Annotated in this window: 14 protein-coding genes and 1 CRISPR repeat array; of the genes, 6 read left to right on the forward strand and 8 right to left on the reverse strand. The window is 63.8% G+C overall.

The genetic code is table 11. The features are described 5' to 3' along the window. The first annotated feature begins 33 nt into the window (after positions 1-33). Positions 34-461: a CRISPR direct-repeat array (repeat unit 32 nt; unit sequence GTTTCAATCCACACCTGCCTACGGCAGGTGAC). Positions 462-707: 246 nt separating this feature from the next. Together ACSQ3I_RS23750 and ACSQ3I_RS23755 are read right to left on the reverse strand one after the other, a co-directional pair. Continuing rightward, the gene (locus tag ACSQ3I_RS23750) at positions 708-7,277 is read right to left on the reverse strand and encodes a hypothetical protein (RefSeq protein WP_436003043.1); all 6,570 of its coding nucleotides are present in this window, start codon (positions 7,275-7,277) and stop codon (positions 708-710) included. A gap of 14 nt (positions 7,278-7,291) precedes the next feature. After that, entirely contained in the window at positions 7,292-7,444 is a 153-nt protein-coding gene (locus tag ACSQ3I_RS23755; RefSeq protein ID WP_436003045.1) for a hypothetical protein, read from the reverse strand. A gap of 313 nt (positions 7,445-7,757) precedes the next feature. On the opposite strand from ACSQ3I_RS23755, the gene ACSQ3I_RS23760 reads away from it, so the two are divergent. Further along, positions 7,758-8,126 carry an Hpt domain-containing protein gene (locus tag ACSQ3I_RS23760; RefSeq protein WP_436003047.1) on the forward strand — a complete coding sequence of 123 codons (369 nt, stop codon included), beginning with the start codon at positions 7,758-7,760 and terminating at the stop codon, positions 8,124-8,126. 154 nt (positions 8,127-8,280) lie between these two features. Then, positions 8,281-8,601, forward strand: a complete 321-nt coding sequence (locus ACSQ3I_RS23765) for a 2Fe-2S iron-sulfur cluster-binding protein (RefSeq protein WP_109457965.1) — start codon at positions 8,281-8,283, stop codon at positions 8,599-8,601. A gap of 324 nt (positions 8,602-8,925) precedes the next feature. Here the strand turns inward: ACSQ3I_RS23765 and ACSQ3I_RS23770 are convergent, their stop codons facing one another. Beyond that, on the reverse strand, positions 8,926-9,549 hold the full coding sequence (locus ACSQ3I_RS23770) for a DUF922 domain-containing Zn-dependent protease (protein ID WP_436003050.1): 624 nt from the start codon (positions 9,547-9,549) through the stop codon (positions 8,926-8,928). Between the two features lie 107 nt (positions 9,550-9,656). On the opposite strand from ACSQ3I_RS23770, the gene folP reads away from it, so the two are divergent. Genes folP through folK form a run of 3 tightly spaced genes read left to right on the forward strand, consistent with a single transcriptional unit; the run spans position 9,657 to position 11,402 of the window. Beyond that, positions 9,657-10,526 (forward strand): dihydropteroate synthase, encoded by an 870-nt coding sequence (gene folP, locus ACSQ3I_RS23775; protein ID WP_436003052.1) that lies wholly within the window; start codon positions 9,657-9,659, stop codon positions 10,524-10,526. Further along, positions 10,523-10,891, forward strand: coding sequence for a dihydroneopterin aldolase (folB, locus tag ACSQ3I_RS23780; RefSeq protein ID WP_436003054.1), 369 nt, complete (start codon positions 10,523-10,525; stop codon positions 10,889-10,891). Before folP ends, folB begins: the two co-directional genes overlap by 4 nt. Continuing rightward, positions 10,875-11,402 (forward strand): 2-amino-4-hydroxy-6-hydroxymethyldihydropteridine diphosphokinase, encoded by a 528-nt coding sequence (gene folK, locus ACSQ3I_RS23785; RefSeq protein WP_436003056.1) that lies wholly within the window; start codon positions 10,875-10,877, stop codon positions 11,400-11,402. Before folB ends, folK begins: the two co-directional genes overlap by 17 nt. Positions 11,403-11,458: 56 nt before the next feature. Here the strand turns inward: folK and ACSQ3I_RS23790 are convergent, their stop codons facing one another. The 4 genes from ACSQ3I_RS23790 to ACSQ3I_RS23805 form a co-directional block, all read right to left on the reverse strand. After that, entirely contained in the window at positions 11,459-12,004 is a 546-nt protein-coding gene (locus ACSQ3I_RS23790; protein WP_436003058.1) for a hypothetical protein, read from the reverse strand. Between the two features lie 170 nt (positions 12,005-12,174). Continuing rightward, a complete protein-coding gene (locus ACSQ3I_RS23795; protein WP_436003060.1) occupies positions 12,175-13,263 on the reverse strand; it encodes a YcjF family protein in 1,089 nt (362 codons plus the stop codon). Further along, positions 13,260-14,732, reverse strand: coding sequence for a YcjX family protein (locus ACSQ3I_RS23800; RefSeq protein ID WP_436003062.1), 1,473 nt, complete (start codon positions 14,730-14,732; stop codon positions 13,260-13,262). Before ACSQ3I_RS23800 ends, ACSQ3I_RS23795 begins: the two co-directional genes overlap by 4 nt. Positions 14,733-14,876: 144 nt before the next feature. Next, entirely contained in the window at positions 14,877-15,377 is a 501-nt protein-coding gene (locus ACSQ3I_RS23805; protein WP_436003064.1) for a SixA phosphatase family protein, read from the reverse strand. A gap of 278 nt (positions 15,378-15,655) precedes the next feature. Here ACSQ3I_RS23805 and dksA point away from each other — a divergent pair, with 278 nt between their 5' ends. Then, a complete protein-coding gene (gene dksA, locus ACSQ3I_RS23810) occupies positions 15,656-16,075 on the forward strand; it encodes an RNA polymerase-binding protein DksA (RefSeq protein WP_109457958.1) in 420 nt (139 codons plus the stop codon). 141 nt (positions 16,076-16,216) lie between these two features. Here the strand turns inward: dksA and ACSQ3I_RS23815 are convergent, their stop codons facing one another. Further along, positions 16,217-17,257 (reverse strand): flagellar biosynthetic protein FliO, encoded by a 1,041-nt coding sequence (locus ACSQ3I_RS23815; RefSeq protein ID WP_436003066.1) that lies wholly within the window; start codon positions 17,255-17,257, stop codon positions 16,217-16,219. Positions 17,258-17,364 lie beyond the last annotated feature (107 nt).

The raw sequence follows: 17,364 nt of genomic DNA on the forward strand, positions 1-17,364 counted from the left end.
CCGAAGCGGAAGAGCCGGCCGCTCCAGCCGCAGGTTTCAATCCACACCTGCCTACGGCAGGTGACGCTTGGTCTTTCGCGACGACAGTGGCTTGTCTTGGTTTCAATCCACACCTGCCTACGGCAGGTGACGACCAACCTCTCCTCCATCTCGACCGCCGAACTCGTTTCAATCCACACCTGCCTACGGCAGGTGACGGTCACGAGGATGATTCCTCCGCAATCGGAGGTGTTTCAATCCACACCTGCCTACGGCAGGTGACGCGCCATGCTGGATATCATCGGCAACCTGGAGCCGGTTTCAATCCACACCTGCCTACGGCAGGTGACCCAAGGGCAAGGACGTCGATTTCGACGCGCTGCTGTTTCAATCCACACCTGCCTACGGCAGGTGACGCTGATGTAGCGGAAGCTCTACGGCATCTTGTTGGTTTCAATCCACACCTGCCTACGGCAGGTGACTGCCCTCCTTTTAACCACCGAAACTCGTTGTACAAAGGGAGTTGTGCGTGCGATCGGCGGGATTTTTCGCGTCCTTTTGGCGCCGTTTCTGCAAGATCTGGAAAATTCGAAGAAAGTTCAATGGAGTGCGACGGCGCGGACCCCTCGGGTCCTGGCGGGACGCTTGTGGTTCGCACGGTCATGCATAAAAAAATCCCGGCGCCGCGGTGAAGCGGGCCGGGATCGGCATTCGGGCCTTTTGGCGGCTTAGTTGAAGCGGCCGGCGGCGTGGGCGAGCATCGTGTAGACCTTGCCGGTATCGGAGGTCAGGTACGATTGCGTCACCGTCTTGTCGCGGTCGGTGCGGGCGACGTCCGAGAGCAGCTTTTCGAAATCGGCGATGTAGCGGTCGACGGCGGTGCGGAATTCCGGCTCCCGCTCGTATTTGCGCTTGATCTCGTCAAACGTCTGCTGGCCCTTCAGCGTGTAGAGGCGACGGGTGAAGACGTCGCGCTCGCCGCGCTGGTAGCGCCGCCACAGGTCGACCGAAGCGTCATGGTCGATGGCGCGGGCGATATCCACCGAAAGCGAATTCAGCGATTCCACCACATGGCGCGGGTTGCGGCTGTCGCCATTGCGCGGTGCTGCCCCTTCCGGCTGCTGGCGTACGGGCTGTTGCGCGCGCTGCGGCTGGACATCAGCCTCTTCGCGCGAGGCGCCCCGCAGCAGGTCGCTGATCCAGCCGCCGCTTTCTTCGCGGCGGGCCGTTTCCACGGGGCGGGCAGTTGCCGTGACCGGGCGATCGGTCGCCAGGCTACCACGCAGGCCGAGCGGCTCCATTGGCCGTGCGGCCGGCTGTGCCGGGGTCTGGGCAATGGAAGGTTGCGGACGCTGGACCGGCTGCGTTTCCGCCATGGCGCGCATGGCAGGCTCAGACACTTCGAGATTGCGCGACGAACGGCCGACGATCTGCGAGATGTCCTGCAGCGCCTTGATCTGCTCCGAGACGGCGCGGCGCATGGCGGCAGCGCTTTCGCGGGCTTCTTCCGGCAGGTCGAAGGCACCCTTCTTGAGCTCGCCGCGGGTAACGTCGAGTTCCTTGCGGATCTCGTGTGCCGAGCGGCGGATCTCGTCGGTGGCGCCGGCAAAGCGGTTGACGGCTTCCTCGACACTCTGGCGCAGGGTTTCGCGCATCTGTTCGGCGGCTTCGTCGGACTTCTTGCCGGTTTCGGACAGCATCTTGTCGATATCCGAAAGCGAAGAGGTCATGCCGCTGCGGACGCGGCCGGCAAATTCGCCGGAACGCTTTTCCGCCTCGCCGAAGGAACCGTCGAGCGTGGCGCGAACATCCTGCGTCGCCTTGACGAAGGTGTCGCGCAGGCTGTCTGCGGCCGCTTCGGCACGCTGTTCGGCGTCGGAGAGAACCCGGCCGACTTCGGCGAAGGAGGTCTGGATACCCTGGCGCAGATTGCCGGCAACCAGGTTCGAGCGCTGCTCGGCCCGGTCGAAGGCGGTTTCCACCATGTCGGACAGCGAACGCATCGATGTCTCGATCTCATCCGACCGCTTGACGAGGCCAATGGCCAGCGTGCGCAGGGCTTCTTCGCGCTCTTCCAGCGTGCTGACGAGGTTCGACTGGGCGGCCGACAGCAGGTCGGAGGCCTGGCCGAGCACCTTGGAGTGGTCGCTGAAGCGGGCAACGATGGACGAGACCTGCGAAAGCGTATCGCCGGAGATGCTCGACAGCTTTTCCACCTTGCCTTCGAGGAAGCGGGTGGAGGTCGAGACGCGATCGGCGGCCTTTTCTGCCGATTCGGCGAAGCGGGTGGTAACGGATTCCAGGCTGTCGTTGACGCTGCGCAGGTCTTCGCTGGCGCGGCTGACCACGGAGGCGATGCCGGAATTGCTCTGCGCCAGCTGGTCGATCAGGCTGTTGACGTTTTGCGTCAGGCTGTTTTCCAGGGTCGAGAGCTGGTTTGCGGCATTGTCCGCCCGCGCCGTGATGGCGTTGATGAGGGCGGCGTTTTCGGCGCGCAGGCGGTCGGCGCTGGTCTGGGTCGCAGCGGTGATCTGCTCGGCGGCGGTACGGCCGATGGCGGCATAATCGTCGAGCATCGGCCGGGCCTTCTCGTCGATCAGGCGTGCCAGTTCGGCAGAGCGGCCGGAGAGCATCGAGTTCAGCTCGCGGGTGCGGTCGTCGATTGCGCTGTGGATCGAGGCGCCGCGGGCTTCCAGCGCCTTGTCGACGTCGGAGAGCGAGGCTTCGATTTCGCGGGCGCGCTGGTCGAGGCTGACGCGGATCGCATCGCTGCGGGCTTCCAGCGCCCGGTCGACGGCGGAAAGCGTCGAAGCGATCTCCTCGGTGCTGCCGTGCAGCGTCGAGCGGATCGAGGTGCCGCGGGCGGCGAGCGCCTGCTCGGCGTCGCTCAGCGTCTGGGCCAGCTGGGTCGTCGTGTTTTCGAAGGTTTCGCGTACCGCGGTGCCGCGGGCTTCGAATGCCTTTTCCGCTTCGGCAAGCGTGTCGCTCAATTCCGTCGCGCTGCTGCCGAGCGTCGAGCGGATCGAGGCGCCGCGGGCCGAGAGCAGGCGTTCGGCTTCGGTCATTGCGTGGGCGATGCTTTCCGAGCTTTCCTGCAGCGCGCCGCGGATGGAGGCGCCACGGGCATCGAGTGCCGATTCGGCATTCGCCAACGCCTGCGAGATGGCATTGACCTGGTTGCCGACGAGGCCTTCGGCTTCGGCGACCTTGTTGACGATGGCATTGCCGGCAGCGGAGAAGGTCTGCGCCACGGCAGCGGCCTGGGCGGCCAGCCGGTTCTGGGTTTCGGTGACGCGGTTGACGATGCGTTCGGAACGCTCCTCGACCGACTGGGTGAACTCGGCGTTGCGCGTGTCGATCTGCTCGACGAACTGCGAGCCGGCGCGCGACAGGATATCGGCGGTGCGCATCGCTTCGGCATCGAGGCCCTGGGTGGCGTCGGAAACGGCATGGCGCAGGGTGGAGGCGAGGCCGGCAGCCTTCTCCTCGATCGTGCGGTTGACGTTTTCGAGGCCGACGTTGAGCGCCCGGTCCATGGTGGTCAGGCGTTCGTCGATGCGGGCCGTGCGGGTGTCGAAGGTGTCGATGAGCGCGGCGTTGCGGCTGTCGATCGTTTCGGCAATCGTTGCGGTGCGGGTATCGACGGTTTCGGCGAGGGCGGAGGTTCGGGCCTCGAAGGTTTCCGCAAGCTGTGCCGTGCCGCTGCTGAGCGTGGTGTTGATGCGCTCTGCCGCCTCGCTGCTGGCCTGCTGCAGCGCGTACATCTGGTTGGACAGCGATTCGCTCATCGCACGGCCGGCAGTGCCGACGCGTTCGCTGATGGCGGTCGTGCCGTCGCGGATCTGGCCGTCGAGCAGCGAGAAGCTGGTTTCGATGCGGCTGCCGCTTTCGGCGACGCGGCCGACGAGGCTATCGGCCGAACGCTCGATGCGGCTCGCCATGTCTTCCGTGACGCGGGAAATGCCGTCGGCGGTTTCCTGCAGGCCGCTGGAAAGGTGGCTGGTGCTTTCGCGCAGGCGTTCCTCGAGGTTGCGGGCGCTGCCGTCGATCGACTGGCGCATGGCCGCTTCGTGGTCTTCCAGCGTCATTTCCAGCATGCTGGCGCTGGTGGCGATCGTGGTGCCGATCGAGGTTGCCTGCTCCGTCAGCGTATTTTCCAGTGTGTCGCGTGCATCCTTGAGGCTGGCGGCGATGGCCGTGCCGCGCTCGTCGAGCGTCGCGCGGATCTGCTCATGCGTACCGCCGAGTGCGGTTTCGATCTGGGTGAGGCCGCCGGACAGGGTCGCATCGAATTGCTGGGCGCTTGCCGACAGCACGCTTTCGACACGCGCCACCGATGCGCCGACGACGGCTTCGACGCCCTGGCGGCTGTTGTCGAGCAGCGAGGAGAGGGTGCCGGTCTGGCTGAGGAGCGTTTCCTCGAGCTTCTGCTGGTTGGTCTCGTAGGCGGCACGGATCGCTTCGGTCTGGGTGCCGAAGGAGCTGGTCACGCGGTTTTCCGCATCGCCAAGCGCTTCGACCGCCGCGGAAACCCGCGTTTCCAGCATCATGTCCAGGTTGAACTGGCCATCGGAGAGCGAGTTGCTGATCCGCTCCTCGCCACGCTGCAGCATGCCGGAGATCAGGTCGGTGCGCTCGTCGAGCGCATTGGTCAGGCGCTGCTGGCTGTTGGATACCGAGTTGAGGAAGGTGCTGGTGCGATCGTCGAGTGCCGCGTCGATGCGGATCTGGCCGGCTGCCAGCGCGTCGGTGATGCGCTGTTCGCCCTGGCCGATCGATGCGGCAACCGCGGATGCCTTCTCGTCGAGCACGTGGTCGAGACGGATCTGGCCTTCTGCCAGCGAACCGGCAATGCGCGAATGACCATGCTCCAGCGAGCCGGCAATGGTCGCTGCCCGTTCGTCGAGGGCTGCGGCAAGGCGCTGCTCGCTTTCGGCAACACGCGACGCCATGGCGTCGGTGCGGCTTTCGAACACGCCGGCGATGGCCGAGGCGCGTTCGTCCAGCGTTGCGGCAAGGCGGTCGTGGTTTTCCGAAACGGAGGCGATGATGGCTTCCGAGCGGCTGGCCAGCGCATCGGCGAGACGCGCCTGGCTGCTTTCCAGGTTGCCGATCAGGCTGCTGCCATGCTCGCTCATGACGCTGTCGATGCGCTGCTGGGCGTTGCCGAGCGCCTGGGTGATTTCCGTGGTGCGGGTGTCGAGCGACGAGGTGATCTCGCCGGTGCGAGCCGACAGCGCCGACGTCATTTCCTGCATGCGGCTGTTGAGGGCCGTGCTCATTTCTTCGGTGCCGCTGCCAAGCGCTGCCGTGATTTCTTCGGCGCGGGCGCCGAGCGTCGCGGTGAGCTCCATCGACCGCATGTCGAGTTCGCTCGACAGGTTGGAGGCGGTTTCGCTCAGCAGCGTCGAGAGTTCCGTCGTCTTCCGGCTGATCGCGCCGGTGATCTCGCTGCTGCGGCTGTCGAGTGTCGAGGTGAACTCGTCGGTCCGGGCGCCGAGCACGGCAGCCATTTCGGCGGTCTTCTCGCCGAGGGCCGCGGTGATTTCGCCGGTGGTCTGCGACAGGACCTGGGTGATCTCGCCGGAGCGGGAATGCATGCGGTCGGCGATGTCCTGCACCTTGGCGTCGATGCTGCTTTCCAGGACGTCCTGGCCGGCGCTGAGTGCCGTGGCAAGCGCGAAGGACTGGTCGTTCAGCGTCGCGCCGATGCGTTCGATGCTGGAATTGAGGATGCCGTCGATCGATTCCGAACCGCCCGAAAGCGTCTCGTTGATCCGCGTCAGGCTTTCCATCAGCTTGCTGTCGAGCGTGCCGACGCGCTGTTCGAAGGCTTCGGCGAATTCCGAGACCCGCTCGTCGAAGATGGTCGACAGCTGGTTGACGGTCGACTGCATGCGCTCCTCGAAGAAGCCCGAGCGCAGGTCGAGGTCCATGATGGTGTCGTCGGCGCTCGACTGCAGGCTCTGGCGGAAGCTTGCGCCCTTTTCGTCCAGCGTCGAATTGAGCTTGCTGAGCACGTCGTCCAGCGTTCCGGCGATGGTGCTGTGGCCGCCGGTCAGGCTTTCGTTGATTTCACGGGTACGCGAAATCAGCGTTTCGTTCAGCTGGTGGGCGCGTTCATTCAGTGCCGCGTTGAGCCGCTCGGTGTTGGCGTCGAGCGTCGAGGCGCGGGTTTCGAACTGCGACAGCAGTTCCTTGCCGCGATCGTTCAGCGTGTGCGACAGTTCTTCCAGGCGGGTGTCGAACTCGTTGGCCAGCGCGAATCCGGAGGAATTCAGCGTCTGCAGCAGGGTTTCGGTGCGGTTGCTCAGCATGCTGCCGATCGCCTCGGAGGCCGAGTCGGACTTTTCCATCAGCAGCGCAGCGCGGGTGTCGATCAGAGACGCGAAAGCCTCGCCCGAGGTGGCGAGGCGCACGGTGATCTCTTCCGTCGCCAGCGACATCTCTTCTTTTAGTTGCTCGTTGGCGCCGACGATGGTCGAGCGGATGCGCTCGACGTGGTTGACAATCGCCTCGCGTTCCGTGCCCAGTTCCTGGACGAGGCCGCGCACGCGCATTTCATTATCAGTATAGCTGCGCTCCAGCGCGTTGACCTCGGAATGCACCAGGGTTTCGAGTTCGGCGGCGCGGGCGATGGTGCGCTCGATGCCTTCGTTCATGGCCGAGACTTCGCGGCGCACGGCCTGGCCGACGCTCATGATGCGGTCGCTGGCAGCGGTTTCCGGCTCGGCGAGGCGCAAGGCCACTTCGGCCATGGAACGGGCGGCGTTGCGCATGTCCTGGGCGCGGGCGATCATCACGGCGAAGGCGAAGAACAGCATCAGCGGCAGGATGATGCCGACCAGCAGCGCTGCAGCGCCGGGCAAGGCGAGGAAATCGCTGAAGGAGCGGATCTGCCAGATCTGCGGGGCATAGAGGATCTGCGCCAGGCCGAAGCCGCCGAGCAGCCAGAGCAGCGACACGAGGATCGCGCTGCGCATGGCCGATTGCGTCGAGGCGCCGTCGATGGATTTCAGGATGGCGGCCGGGCTGCGACGGCTGGCGTCGTTGGCAGGGGCAGGTGTCTGGCCGCGCGGGGCAGCTTCGGGGCGCGTGCCCTCAGCGGGTCGGCGACCGGGTTCGGCGCCGGGCCGGGGACGCGATTTGGGATTGTCGGACACTTTACCCTCCCGGGACTCAGAGGTGGATCTGCCACGCGGCGCAGGCTTGTCGTCGCGAAAATTGATCTGCAGGGCGTCTTCCAACGCCTGGTAGGCCTTTTCGTCGATCGACTCGTTGTTTCGGTTGTTCGCCATGCCATTACGCCTCGTTACACATCGGCTTCCTCGGACTTTGCTTCCAGCGCGCCGCCAAGGCGCCGGAATGTCGTCGGTTTGCCTGTATTGAGAACGAGCCGCCGATGCCGACGGCCGTCCCGGAATTCATTTCCTTGCCAAGGACAGATATCTGCTTTTTCAAGCATGCGGTATCTTAAGAAACCGCTATCCACGCCTTGAGGTGTCTTCACGCCTAACTTACAAAACCTAGTAGTACCGTAGTGACACATTCATGACTTTGATACAATTAAGCATCCGGCTCCGACAAAGGGGGCTAAGCCGTTGTTAACAATTTTTAAACCAAAACGAAGGGGAAAAGCGTTTATTTTAGGAGAGTTTAATGGGCGTTAACCATGTCGAAAGAATTCTGCCCTGATTGTGCCCGAATTTAACACGATGGCAGTGCCGCGGCCTCACGATGGGCCTACCAAAATAACAAAACTAAAGGAAATTTGGCACATGGCAGCGGTGAGTATCGCATTCGAGGCCCCGGACAACTCCAGAGGAACCTGCCCGTCGCGGGCGCGGCCGATCGATCTGGTCCATCTTGCGAATCAGACGATGGGCGACAAGACGCTGGAAATGGAAGTTTTGCAGATGTTCGCGCGCCAGGCGCGCAACTGCTTGCAGGAGATTTCCCGCGTCGAAGGCGACGGCCTGCTTGCGGTCGTTCATCGCCTCAAGGGCGCAGCCAGCGCCGTTGGCGCCTTCCAGGTATCGACCGCCGCCGAACGGCTGGAAGAAACGCCCCATGACGCCGCCGTGCTGGCGTCGGTCGGTGCAGCCGTGCTCGAGGCCGAGAATTTCATTCTCAAGCTCTGCCGCTAAGACGATCTTCGGGCGTATCGGCGATGCCGCTGCGCCCCTGTCGTCCGTTCTCGGGCGTGCGGCCAGGGGTATTCTTCCCTTCTGATTGACTGACCCGGGAATTTCGTGGAAGAAACCGTCTTTCCACATCGTCTTTCACCGGATTCCGATCATCATGACCAAGCTTACCATCGTCGCCTTCGACGGCACTCGTTTCGACCTCGACGCCGAAAACGGCTCGACCGTGATGGAGAATGCCGTGCGCAATTCGGTCCCCGGGATCGAAGCCGAGTGCGGTGGTGCCTGTGCCTGTGCCACCTGTCATGTCTACGTCGACGACGCATGGACCGCGGTCGTCGGCCCGCCACAGCCGATGGAGGAGGACATGCTCGATTTCGCCTATGACGTCCGCCCGACCTCGCGGCTCTCTTGTCAGATCAAGGTGACCGACGCCCTCGACGGGGTCGTCGTGCACGTGCCGGAGCGGCAGGCGTAAGCCAACCGCTCTTTGCCGGCAGCCTGCGCTTCCGGCCATTTTGCGTTTACGCAAAAAAAAGCCTCGCTCTCGTGGTACGAGAAGCGAGGCGAGGAGGGCGCATCACCGGCAGGAGAGGGAGGAAACACCTGCGGCTATCGGACGCGCCAGGAGAACCCGTGGCATTTAAGCTTGAACTCTTTAAGTTGATGAAAATATTAATCCAGAATCCGATCAATATCTACGCCCAGAAATAATCGGTTATTCACAGGGGTAATCACAGGTTTCGGGCAAGCTTCGGCCCCAAAACCCGGATATCTGGCTCTTCCAAGAAAAGTTGAGGAATTAATTCAGCGTTTTCGCCTTCATGCGGTGACGCAAAAGCCGCATCATGCGATCTTCGAAATTGGCGGCTTCGATGCGGTCGAAGCGGGCCTGGTCGCGGTCGTGGCTATCGATAGCGGCTTTCGAAGTAGTGGCGACGCGGGCCTGCAGCGCCTCGCAGCTTCTTTCCGGTCCCAGCCGCATCAGCTTGCGCTCCATGTCTCGGGCATGGTTGCGGGCGATCTCGGCATGACGCTCCTCATGCCGCTTGATGTCGGCGGAGAGCGTTTCCCAGATCATCGCCAGGCCGGGCTTGGCTTTCTTGCGGTTCTTCCACTGCGGTAGGATGAGCTGCGTCGACAGCGTGATCTTGGCTTCCTGGATCCGGCAGCGGCCGCCCTTTTCGAAATAGGTAACGGCGCCGCCGAACTTGATGCGCGTGGCGCCCGGGTGGCGCAGGCCGGAGGTTTTGGTCAGCGGGCCGCGGCGATTGAGTTCGTGGTCGAGTTCCTCGGCTGTGGTGCCGCGGATGGTGAAATAGGACACCGATTTGCTGATGATCGTTTCAGCGCATGCCTGACCTGCCAGACCGGAAAAAAATGCCAAAGCTGCGATAAAACCGAGGGATCTGTGCGCTATGGTCATTCATCTGGTCTGCCGGGTTGAAACTGGCGTTAGCTTGCGGCATAGCGGCGGCGAAGGCAACGGGCTCTTGTGTTTCCCGGTCTTTTTTGCGGAAGGATGGTTTATCGGTGACAGCGATCGGCAAATGCATCTGGCGCCTGGCGCATGGCCGCAGCCTGGAACTGGGTGACAAGGGCTGGCTGATGGCGATCGTCAACGTCACCCCCGATTCCTTCTCCGACGGCGGTGATCACGAAACGGCGGCGCGGGCTATCGAGCATGCGCTGGCCTGTGTCGAGGACGGCGCCGTGATTATCGATATCGGCGGTGAATCGACCCGGCCCGGCGCTGCGCCGGTGACCGAAGACATCGAGAAGGCGCGCATTCTGCCGGTGATCGATGCCATCGCAAAACGGAGCGATGCCCTGATTTCCGTCGACACCTACCGGGCGGCGACGGCACGGGCGGCCATCGAAGCCGGCGCGCACATCATCAACGACGTCTGGGCGGCACAACGCGAACCTGCGATTGCCGACGTCGCGGCGCAGACCGGCGCCGGCCTTTGCCTGATGCACAGCGGTCGGGAGCGGCAGAAGCTCGACGACGTCATCGAAGACCAGAGGTTTTTCCTCGAACGCTCACTGGCGATCTGCGCTGCCGCCGGCGTTGCGCGTGAACATATCGTGCTCGATCCCGGCTTCGGTTTCGCCAAGGAGACGGCGGAGGAAAATTTCGCGCTGATGGCGCGTTTCGAGGAGCTTGCCTCCCTTGGCCTGCCATTGCTGGCCGGCACGTCCCGCAAGCGTTTCCTCGGCACGGCAACGGGGCGCGATGCCCGTGACCGCGACGTGGCGACGGCGGCGACTACGGCCATTCTGCGTTTGATGGGGGCGTCCCTTTTCCGCGTCCATAATGTCGCAATCAACAGGGATGCGCTGGCGGTGGCGGATGCTATGCTTGCCGCAAGGCAGAAGCCAGGAGTGGAGCACGGCGCATGAGCAAGACCTACGTCATCGAGATGAAGAACTGCGCCTTTTTCGCGCGCCATGGCGTCTTCGACCAGGAGGAATTCCTCGGCCAGCGCTTTTTCGTCGACGTGGAGATGGAGGTCGAGCCCGGTGATGCGCTGGAGACGGACAACATCGAATCCACCGTGCATTACGGCGAGGTGTTCCAGGTCGTCGAGAAGATCGTCACCGGCACGCGCCGCTACCTCATCGAGGCACTGGCCTTTGAGATCGCCAAGACGATCTGTCGGCAATTCGCCCAGGTCCGCCGCACCAAGATCACCGTGCGCAAGCCGGCGGCACCGGTGCCCGGCATCCTCGACTACGTTCAGGTGACCGTTGAGCATTCCTGCTGATCATCCGCGCCATTACGCGACGCTCGGCCTCGGCGGCAATCTCGGCGACCCGCCGCATGCCATCGCGAGCGCCTTGCGCCGGCTCGATGCGGAGGAGCATTGCCGCATCGTTGCGGTGTCGCGGCTCTATCGCACGCCTCCCTGGGGCAAGACTGACCAGGCGGATTTCTTCAACGCCTGCGCCGGCATCGAGACGACGTTGCTGCCGGGGGATCTGCTCGATCTCTGCCTCGATATCGAGCGAGAGATGAAGCGCGTGCGCGACGAGCGCTGGGGGCCACGGACGATCGACATCGACGTCCTGACCTACGGCACGCTGGAAATGCGCTCGCAAAAACTCGAAGTGCCGCATCCGCGCATGACGGTCCGTGGATTCGTGCTGATGCCGCTGGCGGATTTCGCGGCCGAGATGATCGTTTCCGGCCGCAGCGTCGGCGCGTGGCTTGCCGAGGCCGATACCGCAGGCATCGCCGTCGCCGAGGCAGACCGCGACTGGTGGCGCCACCGCTGAACGCAAAAGGCGGGCCGGATGTCTCCGCCCGCCTTCGATCTGCCGTGAAACGGAATTTATTCGATAGAGCCGACCTTGATGTCGTCGACCTGGCGGTTCAGCGTCACGCCGATGACCGGGATCATCTTGTCCTCGACCTTCACCGAGATCGTCACCTTCATCGCGTTATCGTCTTCGAGGCGGGCGATCATCGCGCCGTTCAGCTTCGAGCGGTTGATGCCCAGCACCACCTTGTCGCCGCTGACGGCGCCGGAGACGATGTCGAGGCCCTTGCCGGCGCCGCCATCGAGGAACTTGCCCTTGTAGGAGCGGCCGGCTTCGGTGATCACTGCCGACATCGGCTGCTTGAAGACGCCGACGCGGCAGGTGCCGTCGAGCTTGACGCCGGCCTTGTTGCCTTCCTGCGCGACGCCCGTCAGGTCGCAGGTGAACTTCGTGCCCTTGTATTTTCCGGCGACGATTTCGCCCGGACCCTTCCAGTTGCCGGCAACGGACTGGAAGAAAGCCTTGTCCTTTTTGGCAGCTTCAGCCGTGGAGCCAATGGCCAGGGGGGAAAGCACCGCTGCGGCGGCGCAGAAAATAGAAATGCAGCGCGGATACATGAGACATTCCTTGGGTAGGCAATAGCCGATTCTGACCCGGAGTTTTGCCCGAGAATGGTTAATGCTTGGTTTCGCAACGCACCAAAAAACACTTTCCGGTAAGCATATCCGCCAAGGGATGTGCCGGGGCAGATCGTTCTAGCTGCCTGAATTCGTTTCCATATGAGCGTCTACTTGCCGTTGCCGGTGAAGCTCGGAGTGAGGTCGCCGATGAAATCGCCGATGCCCGGACGCTTCAGCGCCCGGAAGGCCAGCGGCCGGCAGAGATCCATCGCGGCGATGCCGATACGCGCCGTCATCAACCCGTTGACGACGCCTTCGCCAAGCCGGGCGGAGAGTTTTGACGCCAGGCCATGGCCGAGGACCTGTTGCACCAAGCTGTCGCCGACGGCAATCGAACCGGTGACGGCGAGGTGTGCGAGCACGTCACGGAAAAGCCGGACCATGCCGAGGGCGCCGGGTCGACCGCCGTAGAGTTCAGCCATGTTGCGCACCAGCCGCGCTGCCTCGAACAGCACGTAAAGCAGGTCGACGATGGCGCGCGGACTGACGGCGGTAACGACGGAGACCCGTTTCGAGGCGCCGAGGATGAGCGCGCGCGCCTGCCGGTCCAGCGGCGCCAGCAGTTCGCGTTCGGCAAGATCGATCAGGTGCGGGCCGTCGATGATCTCGCCCTCCGTTGCCTTCAGGGTGGCGCGGCCCTTGGCCGTTTCGGCCCGCGACGACAGGAGTGTCAGCAGCCGGTCGACAACGGCGCGTGCGGGTTTGGGGCCGCCGGCGAGCCTTGCCGCCTCCGCGTCCGTTTTCAGCGACTGCACGGCGGCGAGGCGGAAGAGGCCGGCCAGTTCCCGTCCGGCCAGGGCAAGAACGGCAAGGATGCCGATTGCGATGGCGCCGATCGCCGTGTAGCCGAGCCAGTCGGCGCGGCTGAAGAGATCGTGGATCAACTGGTCGGTCCACAGGCCGAGCGCCAGCGACAGGAGGATACCGAAGGCGCCGGCGGCAAGCTTGCCGAACGAAAACCGTTTTTTGTGCGGTTCAGGTACGATGAGGCTGGTGGCTTCGTCCGGCGCCTTTTCCGACAGGAAGGGGTCGAACTCGTCCGGCGTCATGACGACGGCCTCGTCGAAACTCTGCGGGCTGCGGCGCAGCGGCAGCGGTGCGGCCGCCGGCGTTTCCGCTTCGTCTTCGTCGATACGGAAGGCGGCGGGCTTGCGGGCGGACGTCCTGTCCGTTTTTTTCGGCTCGGGCGGTCTCATGCCAAACGGTCTCCGAAGAGGAATTGCAGCGCCCGGTCGAGGCGGATGTGCGGTACCGACAGTTTTATGCCGGCACCGCTTTCCTCCACCGCGGGCGGGCGAAACCGGACGACGTTGAGATCCGGCAGATGCTGCTCGGAATCCGATTCAAGCGCTTGAAAAAATGAATCCGGATCCTCCGGCAAGTCGCCGGGAAATATGGCGGTTTTCCGTTTTCCGTCGAACTGTTCGCCGTTGATCGTCTCTCCCGCCATCGGCGTTCCGACGATGACCGGCAGCGTGTGGCCGTCGCGGTTGACGGTGGCCTCGCGGGTGGCGCGCACCGAAGCGAGCGCCAGCGTGTCGATGCCGGCGCCGCTCATGCCGATGCTGCGGATCGCCCGGTCGACGAGGCGGCGGGTGATCGCTTCCAGCCGGTCGTGGCTTTCGTGGTGCAGGTGATCGGCCTTGGTCGCTGCCACAAGGACCCGGTCGATGCGGCGCGTGTAGAGCGAAGAAAAGAAGCTGTTGTGCCCGGGGCGGAAGCAGGCCAGCACGTCGGCCAGCGCCCGTTCGAGGTCGAGCACCGCTTCGGAGCCGCGATTGATCGCCTGCAGCGCATCGACGAGCACGATCTGCCGGTCGAGGCGGGCGAAATGTTCGCGGAAGAAGGGTTTGACCACCACCGTTTTGTAGGATTCGTAGCGGCGCTCCATCATCGCCCGGAGCGAGCCGCGCGGCGCCTTGCCGTCAGGCATGTCCGGCAGCGGCGCGAAGGTGAGGGCCGGCGAGCCGTCAAGGTCGCCCGGCATCAGGAAACGGCCGGGCGGCAGCGTCGACAGCGAGCGTTCGTCGGCCTTGCAGGCGCGCAGGTAGTCGGCGAAGGCGGTGGAAAGCTGGCGCGCCACCATCTCGTCGGCGGGGGCGTCCATGTCGATGCCTGATGCCAGTTCCAGCCAGGGGCGGGACAGCTCGGCGCGGATGCCGCTGCGGGCGAGTGTCGCTGTGTTGTCGCTGAAACTGCGGAAATCCTGGGCGAGCAGCGGCAGGTCGAGCAGCCATTCGCCGGGATAATCGACGATATCGATCGACAGCCGACCTGGAGAGAACATCCGGTTCCAGCCGCTGGCGCTGCGATAGTCGAGCGTGATGCGCAGTTCGGAGATGGCGCGGGTGGAATCCGGCCAGAGGCGCTCCTTCACCAGAGCCTTGACATGGTCCTCGTATTGGAAGCGCGGGATGGCGTCATCCGGCTGCTGTTCCAGGCGCACGGCGGAAACGCGGCCGGACTGCACCGGTTCGAACAACGGCAGGCGGCCGCCATGCAGCAGATTGTGCACCAGCGACGAAATGAACACCGTCTTGCCGGACCGCGACAAGCCGGTAACGCCGAGGCGAATGGACGGATTGACCAGATTGGCGGCGCGATCGGTGAGATTGTCGAAGGCGATCAGCGCGTCGTCGGTAAAAGATGTGAGCGATGGCGGCAAGTTTCGGCTTTCCCTGTGGCGCGTGCCCTTCTGCAGCGGCATGCATCGGCAATGACGCACTGAGGAGACTGCAGCATGATCAAAATGCGTGACTGCGATATAGGCGGTCGGCGGCTGCGGGAAAAGAGCCGCCTCGAACTTGTCTCACCGCGGGGCGAGCATGTCGTGCAATGCCCAATGCGGCTCGGACCCTGCATCGTCGAGGACTGCCAGGCCTGCGGTCGGATATCCCTCGGGCAGCCGGTGGCGGGCGACCTCGCGGCCGACCAGGGCCTCGAAGGTTTCTTCCATCGTCGGATTGTGGCCGACCAGCATCACCGAGCGATAGGCCGTCTGGGCATCCATGATCTCGATATAGGCGTCGAGCGTGCCATTATAGAGCGCATCGACATATTGCAGTTCCAGTTCGGGGCCGAAGACGCGGCGCATGGCCTCGGCGGTCTGCCGGCAGCGGGTCGCCGTCGAGGAGATCACCAGGTCGGGGCGATAGCCGCGGTCGGAGGCGGTGTCGGCGATGTATTCGGCTTCCGCAAAACCGGTGTCATCGAGGGGGCGATCGAAATCCCGCTGTCCGGGCAAGGCCCAGGCGGATTTCGCGTGGCGCAGCAGGTAGATGCGGGAGGGCGGCGGCGAAAGGCGTGACATGCGCGAAGCTCCTGCTCGGATCGACATGGCTATGACCTAGCTTTTCGGAACGGCTGCCGTCAACAGAGCCATGGTCGTACCGGGCGGCAAACGGGCCGCAGGCTTGGCGCAAGCCCGGCGGGCTAGAATCACGATTCTATAAATCTGCTGAAAAATTAGCCTCTTAGCTGAATTTTGTGACAGATTTAAAAATGCTTAACACTTGACCATGAGGCTTGAATCCTTGTCCGGTCATGGGATATACACCCGGCATTGAGATGTTCTTCAGGAGAATCGCGTTGAGTGAGAAGATCGATCTTAGCAGCTACGTCCTCTCGGATGACGATGAGTTTATGAATTCCAAGCAAAAAGCTTACTTCCGTGCGAAGCTCGTTGCCTGGAAAAACGACATCCTCCGGGAAGCACGTGAAACCCTCGGCCATCTGGCCGAAGAGAGTGCAAACCACCCTGATCTTGCCGACAGGGCTTCTTCCGAAACCGACAGAGCCATCGAACTTCGCGCCCGCGATCGCCAGCGCAAGCTCATTTCCAAGATCGATGCCGCCTTGCAGCGCATCGACGACGGGACCTACGGCTATTGCGAGGAAACGGGCGAACCCATCGGCCTCAAGCGTCTTGACGCCAGGCCGATTGCCACCTTGTCGATCGAAGCCCAGGAGCGTCACGAGCGCAGGGAAAAAGTCTACCGGGACGAATAACAAATCGTTTCCGGTTTTTGGAAAAAAACTAAGCCGCAAGGATGACCCTCCTTGCGGCTTTTTTTATCGGGATAGGCACCGGATGCCGGAGCTTGTGCAGGGGCGGGGCGTTGCTCGCCCGGCCTTCCTTTTCCGCTGTCCTTATTTGTCGCGTCGCGCGGTGTCGTCACCGAAGATGCGGGCCATTTCCTGTTGCATGGAGCGCTGTTCGCGGTCACTTGCCGCAGCCTGCTGTTGCGGGCGGTTGGCGGGCTGCACCACGGTTACCCGGCGCGGCGTCTGGCCGGCATCGCGCGTTTGGCCCGGGCCACGATTGGCTTCGAGACGGGCGGCCATTTCGGCTTCGAGCATACGCTCGAAATCGTCGATCTCATTGCTGATATTGGCCGCGGAGGCGCGGTTGGCCGCTGGCGTCTGTTGCCGTTCCGGCGTTGCGACCGAACGCTCGGCCGGCACGTTTTTATGCACCGGCGTTGCCACCGGCTGCGCTGCGGCTTTCTCCCGTTCGGCGGGAAACAATTTCCTCCGTGCAGCTTCCAGCGGGCTGAGCGACTGGCGGCTGACCACCGGCGCCGGCTCTTCGGCGCGGGCGACCGGGCGATCGAGATCGAGCGAGCGCTGCCGCGTCTCCACCGGAGGTGGCGTGACGACGACCGGTTCGGTGACGACTTCCGCGCGGTTGCGCCATTCGGCAGCGGGATTGGCTGTGGTGGAAAGGCGGGCCGGCGGCACGGAAACGGCGGCGGTCCGGACAACCGGTACCACCGGCCGCTCGTCGTCGCGGCGATAATCCTCTTCGTCTTCCTCCTCGTCGGCGATGAAATCGTCGTCGGCTGCGGAATAATAGTCTTCGTGGCGGCGGTCGTCCTCATCCTCGACGACGGCGGCGATGCTGCCATTGGCGCGGATGCGCGTCTCGATGACGATATCGGTCGGGCCGCCGATCATGACGAGATGTTCGACGTCGTCGCGCCGGATCAGCACCAGCCTGCGACGGGCATCGACGGCGGCGGCGTCCAGCACCTGCAGGCGCGGCTGGCGATTGCGTCCGCCGCGCAGGAACGGTGCCGGCGCGCGGTTGCGGATGAACCGCAGGACGAAGACAAGGCACACAAGGGCAATGCCAACGCCGGCGACAGCGACGAGCAGGCGCCCGCCATAGGTTGCGATCAGATCTTCCATGTACCAAGATTCTCCATGGCCGACTGTTGCGGCAGCCCGGTTCGCGGTCAAGCCGGAAAAGCGGCTGCCCCCAGCTTCCTTCGGGCCACAGCCCGATCGCCGGCGCA

It is taken from the genome of Rhizobium sp. LjRoot30 (genome assembly GCF_964253915.1).
In the GTDB taxonomy this organism is placed as follows: Bacteria; Pseudomonadota; Alphaproteobacteria; order Rhizobiales; family Rhizobiaceae; genus Metarhizobium.